A 6313-nucleotide genomic window follows, 5' to 3' on the forward strand; every position below is an offset into this window, starting at 1 on the left:
CAGAAAAGCACAGATGCTTTCTCATCTATACTAAAATATAAAAAATAAATAAGTTTATAGCAGTCATTTAACTGACTATAAACTTATTATACGAGGAGATGAATATTATGATGAAGGAATTGGATTCTAAGGGATTTGTGTTTCTAGATATTCTAAGTAGACCCTACAGATGCGCAATAAAAAAATTATAAATGTTCTAAGGAAATAACCTTAGTTTAGATAGATAAATTGTCTCCTTTTAAAATAATCCGTGAGTGTAAATTAGTGTCTGTGGTTGCAGGGCACGATAAACTTAAATGCAACCACCATAAGATATTTAAACTAGATCTCCTATCAAGTTTTATATTGTAAAACAAGCACCCGTCATTTAGGGTGCTTGTTTTGTAAAAAAATAATCAAAACAAAAACATATGTAAAAAACAACTAAATTTTCAACCACTTTTGACCATAAAAATTTTACAATAATGAATAAAGTTTAAGTACCTTATGCTGTAGTAGTATTTAATATGAAATAAATACTGGCCTGATACTGGGGGTGCTTAGATGCGAAACATCATTATGGCCATATGCTATAAAAATGAAAAAGACAAAAGGAAAATAGAAAAGTTAATATGCAAACTTGTTATATATGTACAGAAGTTCACTGATAAAAGCAGTATCAGCATAGATTTTCTAAAAGCTATGGACACAGTAACTATTAATGTTAAAAATCTCAATTCCATAGAGTACTATTTGAAAATACTCTCTTCAGGATGTCTAAATAATCCGAATTTCAAATCTCAAGCCATATCAATCATAGGAACCAAAAAGGAAATTCTCGAATTTATCAAATACAAAATTCCAGATTTAGAAAGTAAAAATAAAATAATGATCCTTAAGGGAAATGAATATTTTTCCATATAATGGGATGATTGGAGAAAAAGTTGATAGGGGTGTTAGTAGTAGTGGATCTTAATTTTAAAAAGATAAAGGAACTATTTGATGGAGGAAAGTATTCTGAAGTTATATCAATTCTGCAGAATATTGATGGTGATTCAACGAATTGTCTTGATGAAATGTATTTTATGTATTTTTCTTATGCCAGGCTCAGTCGTTTTGATATAGCACTTAAAGGGTTTAGAAAACTGTTGCAACTTGGCTACAATGGCTACGACAGCTACTATTCATATTTTATCTATAATATAGGCTTATGTTATTACAAAACCCTTCAATTCAGAAAAGCTTATCTGTTTTTCAAATATGCCCTTGCCTGCTGCAACAGACTGGAATTCATACCTAGAACCTTACAAACTGAAGAAATAATATTTCATAAATCAAGTAATCATAATTAAATGTCAAGGAGGTAATCTATGTGAAACATAAAAGAGTAATTATTGTATCTGCAGTGATATTTGGATTGATGGCTGCAGGTGCAGGAATTACATATGGCACCCATAAGGGTGAAATAGATTCCATTATTGCTGATGTAAATCAGAAAAAGCAACTTGTTATTGATTCCACTTTTGAAAGAAAAGGGTATACCACAATTTATGATAAGGATAATAAAGTTATAAGCAAACTCATTTCACAAAATTATACTTATACTTCACTTGAAAACATTCCGTCTAATATTCAAAATGCTTTTGTAGCTATAGAAGATAAAGATTTTAGAAAACATGGTGCAATAAGTATAAAGGGAACGACAAGAGCACTTGTACAGATATTTAGAAATAAAGGGGAAGCCGTACAGGGCGGCAGCACCATAACCCAGCAGCTTGTCAAAAACGTATTCTTATCAAATAAAAAAACTTTGGATAGAAAAATAGAAGAAGCCTTGCTTGCAATGGATGTTGAACACAAATATTCGAAAGACAAGATACTGGAATTCTACTTGAACAACGTATATTTTGGCAGGGGCAATTATGGTGTGGAGACAGCTGCAAAGGGATATTTCCAGAAAGACATCAAAGATTTAACCTTGTCTGAAACAGCTTTTCTAGCTGCAATTCCCAATAATCCATCTCTATATGATCCCATAACCAATAAAACCAATACACTGAAAAGAAGAAATTTGATTTTAAAGGCAATGCTTGATGAGAAATATATAAATAAGGTTAAATATGACAGTGCAGTAAAAGAGGAGATTGTATTAAAACTATCACAGCCAGAACTGCCAAAGGACAATTATGTAACTTCTTTTGCAATAGACAATGCAGTAAAAGATCTTATGAAATATGATGGATTTAAATTCAAATATGAATTTAAAAGCGACGTAGATAAGACCAAGTATCAGAAAAAATACAGCTACACATATTCTGATTATGACAAACGTGTCAGGGCAGGAGGTTATTCTATTTACACATCCATAGACATGTCAAAACAGAAACAGCTGCAGAATAGTGTGGATTCGGGGCTTTCAGGATTTACAGGAAAAGACTCGAAGACAAATAAATATAATGTACAGGGAGCTGCCGTAAGTATTGACAATGCTACAGGGTATGTGGCCGCCATAGTTGGGGGAAGAGGAACAGATGACGAGTTCAACAGGGCGTTTCTTTCTTATAGGCAGCCAGGGTCGGCAATAAAACCGGTACTTGTGTACACGCCGGCTTTCGACAACAAATATCATCCCCTGTCAAGGGTTGTTGATCAATATATTCCAGGCGGACCACAGAATGATGAAAGAACTTATTTTGGAAGCGTAACTTTAAGGTATGCAACTGAAATGTCATTGAATACAATACCGTATATATTGATGACAAGGCTTGGTCCTAATAAATTAATGCCGTATCTTCTAAATATGCACTTCACTGGAATCTACAAGGAAGATTATAATTCAATAGCAGCAATAGGTGGTTTTACAAAAGGTACTTCTCCGGTGGAGATGGCAGGGGCTTATTCCACACTTGAACATGGTGGGGGATATGCGGAAACTACTTGTGTAAGAAAAATGACATATCAGGATGGATCTATTATTGTAAAAGATCAGGAAAACCTTGACAGGAAGAAAGTATATACCAGAGAATCCGCCTATATGATGACGGATATTTTGAAGGGGGTACTTACTGAAGATTACGCTACCGGCCATAAGCTTGCCCTTGCAAACGGACAGATAGCAGCAGGCAAGACAGGAACGACTTCGAGCAACAAGGATGGATGGTTCTGCGGATACACGAAATATTATACGACTGTTGTTTGGGTAGGGGCGGACATGCCGGAGGAAATAAGCAATTTATATGGAGCCGTGTATCCCGGACATATATGGAAAGATTACATGGATAAGATTCACCAGAATTTGAAACCTATAGAATTTAAAAAGCCTGATACGGTGGTTTATAAATATATAAATCCGCAAACAGGTGAAAAGGTTGATTATAACAGCGGACTACAGGATATGTTTTCAAAGCCAATACTTGATGAAATAGAAGAGGAAAAGAGAAAGGCCGAAGCTGCAGCCAGGGCACAAAAGGAAGCTGCTTACAGGGAATCTGAACCTCAAAGGGAAAAGGAAGTTGAAAAGTTACTTGAGAAATATGAATCTCAGTCTTATACAAGTGTTGATAGCATACAAGCTATAGATAGCCTGCGAGATAGTATAAATTACCTGATAGGACAGATTATTGATATTGATAAGGCAAATTTATATAAAGACAGACTTGACAAAAGGACTGCCCAGCTTAGACCAAGCAGGGACAAATGGGAAAATGTAAAAAAAGATCAGGAAAAACAGCAGCAGCTGGAAATAGAAAGAAACAATTCTGAGGCAGAGAAACTAAACAATCAGAAAGAGCTTCTGAGGGAGCAGCAGGAATTGCAGAAGCAGAAAGAACAGCAGCAAAAACAGGAACAGGCCGATATTCTTGAGAAAGAAAAAGAAGCGGCAGGATCGGTTCAGAAAGTACAGTCTTTTTCAGCTGACACCAATAAAAATGATTCCGACTTTCAAAATGCAGTGAACGATGCTGTTTCCAAGATTTCAAAAGTTGACAATCAAAAACTTGCCTCAGTACTTAAACAGGCAGTTCAAGATAAAATTTTATTACTCAAATAGAAAGCTGGCAGGAATAATACATATCCTGCCAGCTGTTCTGTTTTTCTGGCTTTAATAGAGTTTCAGAGTATGATATAATTTAACATGTAATAAGAAAATTGTATAAGGTTGCCTCTTCTTTATTTGTGGGTGGATTATGATTGATAATGTCTGCGTATGAAGAAGAGGTGATGCGTTTATGGCAGAAGGATATTTAATATTATTCTTCAGTTTATTTTCAATAACTGCTATTTGTATAGTGGCATTATCTAATAAAAAGTCAGATATTAAAATCGAAAATAAAATTACTTTGAGACCTGATGAAATATCATCTGATACCAAAGTAAACATAAATAATTCCAAAAAGAATAATAGATAGTCCTCCAAAGTCCTATCTATTATTTATAATACCATATACAATTATAAAGCAGACTAAATTCATAATCCACCCTCTTATTACTAATATTATATCATAGAATTTTAAAATTATACAGTAGAAAAATTTATATCGTTAAAGTACCTATATAAATGTTAAATTCCTAGTCTTATAAAGCCTATGTTAATAAAAAGGAACATATTTATTTCATGGGAATTAAATTGTCAACAAAAATCTTATAATATTATCATAAATAGATTAAAATAATTAATTATATAGCTAATGTATATATTATGTCGGGTGGGGATCTTATATGAGCATAAATATTCTTAAAGGACTTAATGAGGCACAGAAAGAAGCTGTTACAACAACAGAAGGATATATACGTGTAATAGCAGGAGCTGGGAGTGGAAAGACTAAAGCATTAACAAGCAGATACGTTTATTTAGTAAATGAATTAGGTATTTCTACTGCTAATATTTTATGTGTAACTTTTACAAATAAAGCTGCACAGGAGATGAAAAAACGTATAAGAACAGTGATAGGTGATAATGATACGGGATTAATATCAACTTTTCATGGCTTTTGTAGACTTTTATTAAAAGAAGATATACATACAATGTATTATCCAGATGATTTTATAGTAATGGATACTGAGGATGTAGAATCAATATTAAAGATTGTTTATGAACAAGCAAACATAACATCAAGGCAACTTACATTTTCAAAAGCTAAGGAAATGATTGGATTTAGGAAAATAGCCGAGAATCCTCCCATTTTCAAAGGGGAGATGAAAGGCTGCTATCAAAGTTACTATATGTATATGTTGAAAGCCTTTATTCTTTTGGATTATAGAGTAATATATAATATACTATATGTATGAGTAAAAATAATATAATACATGCAAGAACCTGTGTATACAATGTAAATTATCATATTGTTTGGAGTGTAAAATATCGAAAGAAAATATTAAAAAATGGAGTTGATGAATACTTAAAAACATTGTTTAAAAAGATAGCAGAAGAAAAGGGATTTGCAATTCAAACAATGGAAGTCATGGAAGATCATGTTCATATATTTGCAACAGCACCTCCTAAAATAGAGCCTTCATATATAGTTAAAATGTTAAAGGGCATAAGTGCCAGAAAACTTTTTATAAAATATCCTGAGCTGCAGAAACAATTATATAAAGGGCATTTATGGAACAGTTCTTTTTATATAGAAACAGTAGGTTCTATATCAGAAGAAGCTGTAAGAAAATATATTGAACTTCAAAAAGAAAGGGGGTAAGCAAAATAAAAAGAGTAGTTAACTTCATATTAAATCCAACTAAAAAAGAAAAAATAATCATTGGATGTTTAACATATGCGGCCTCAAAACTGTGGAATGTGGCAAACTATGAGAGAACAAACTGGACTAAAGAAAGTGGTCTGGAATATCCAAGTTGGTACAAGCAGAGAAAAGCTTTAAAGGATCATTTTTGGTATAAAAGCCTCCCTTCTCAGACGGCACAGGAAGTATTGAAACAGCTGGGTGACAGCTGGAAGTCCTTCTACGCACTGAAGAAAACAGGAAGTATAGAAAATCCGAAACCTCCGGGGTATAAACATGCAAACTTCAACGTGAGGTACCTCAATAATGGTTTTGTACTGCAGGACGGAACTTTAAGGCTGTCACTGCCTAAAAAACTGAGAATATACCTGAAAGAAAAGTACAGCATTACAGACAGGTATCTGTTTTTAAAAATGCCTGCCGGCAAAGAAATTTCAGGTACACCAAAGATAGTGGAAATCATACCCCTGCCAAATAACAAAAAATATAGTTTAAATATCATAGTAGAGAAACAGGATGTCAAATTAAAAGAGAACAATGGTATTTACATGGGTATCGACCTGGGGGTGAACAACCTTGTTACAGCATATATATCA

General features: G+C 33.3%; 6 protein-coding genes and 1 pseudogene. All 7 read left to right on the forward strand.

Annotated elements, in window-relative coordinates; genetic code table 11:
* Positions 1-543 precede the first annotated feature (543 nt).
* Complete coding sequence (locus LN736_RS18590) at positions 544-903, forward strand: hypothetical protein (protein ID WP_229982192.1); 360 nt, start codon at positions 544-546, stop codon at positions 901-903.
* A 20-nt stretch (positions 904-923) separates the two neighbouring features.
* A complete protein-coding gene (locus tag LN736_RS18595; protein ID WP_229982193.1) occupies positions 924-1331 on the forward strand; it encodes a tetratricopeptide repeat protein in 408 nt (135 codons plus the stop codon).
* Between the two features lie 20 nt (positions 1332-1351).
* Positions 1352-4030: a transglycosylase domain-containing protein gene (locus LN736_RS18600; protein WP_229982194.1), complete on the forward strand. Its 2679-nt coding sequence runs from the start codon at positions 1352-1354 to the stop codon at positions 4028-4030.
* 178 nt (positions 4031-4208) lie between these two features.
* Positions 4209-4388, forward strand: a complete 180-nt coding sequence (locus LN736_RS18605) for a hypothetical protein (RefSeq protein ID WP_150358599.1) — start codon at positions 4209-4211, stop codon at positions 4386-4388.
* Positions 4389-4698: 310 nt separating this feature from the next.
* Positions 4699-5268 carry a UvrD-helicase domain-containing protein gene (locus LN736_RS18610; protein ID WP_150358598.1) on the forward strand — a complete coding sequence of 190 codons (570 nt, stop codon included), beginning with the start codon at positions 4699-4701 and terminating at the stop codon, positions 5266-5268.
* On the forward strand, positions 5265-5675 hold the full coding sequence (gene tnpA / locus LN736_RS18615; protein ID WP_150358597.1) for an IS200/IS605 family transposase: 411 nt from the start codon (positions 5265-5267) through the stop codon (positions 5673-5675). Before LN736_RS18610 ends, tnpA begins: the two co-directional genes overlap by 4 nt.
* Before the next feature lie 98 nt (positions 5676-5773).
* Positions 5774-6313 (forward strand): annotated as a pseudogene (locus LN736_RS18620) (RNA-guided endonuclease InsQ/TnpB family protein); the annotation flags it as partial.

The organism is Clostridium aromativorans, assembly GCF_020908015.1.
GTDB classification, from domain to species: Bacteria; Bacillota; Clostridia; order Clostridiales; family Clostridiaceae; genus Clostridium_B; species Clostridium_B aromativorans.

What these genes read in the sequence shown, in the direction of transcription:
- tnpA (WP_150358597.1), top strand. Translation starts at nt 5,265, where the DNA reads ATGAGTAAAAATAATATAATACATGCAAGAACCTGTGTATACAATGTA.
- LN736_RS18610 (WP_150358598.1), top strand. Translation starts at nt 4,699, where the DNA reads ATGAGCATAAATATTCTTAAAGGACTTAATGAGGCACAGAAAGAAGCT.
- LN736_RS18590 (WP_229982192.1), top strand. Translation starts at nt 544, where the DNA reads ATGCGAAACATCATTATGGCCATATGCTATAAAAATGAAAAAGACAAA.
- LN736_RS18605 (WP_150358599.1), top strand. Translation starts at nt 4,209, where the DNA reads ATGGCAGAAGGATATTTAATATTATTCTTCAGTTTATTTTCAATAACT.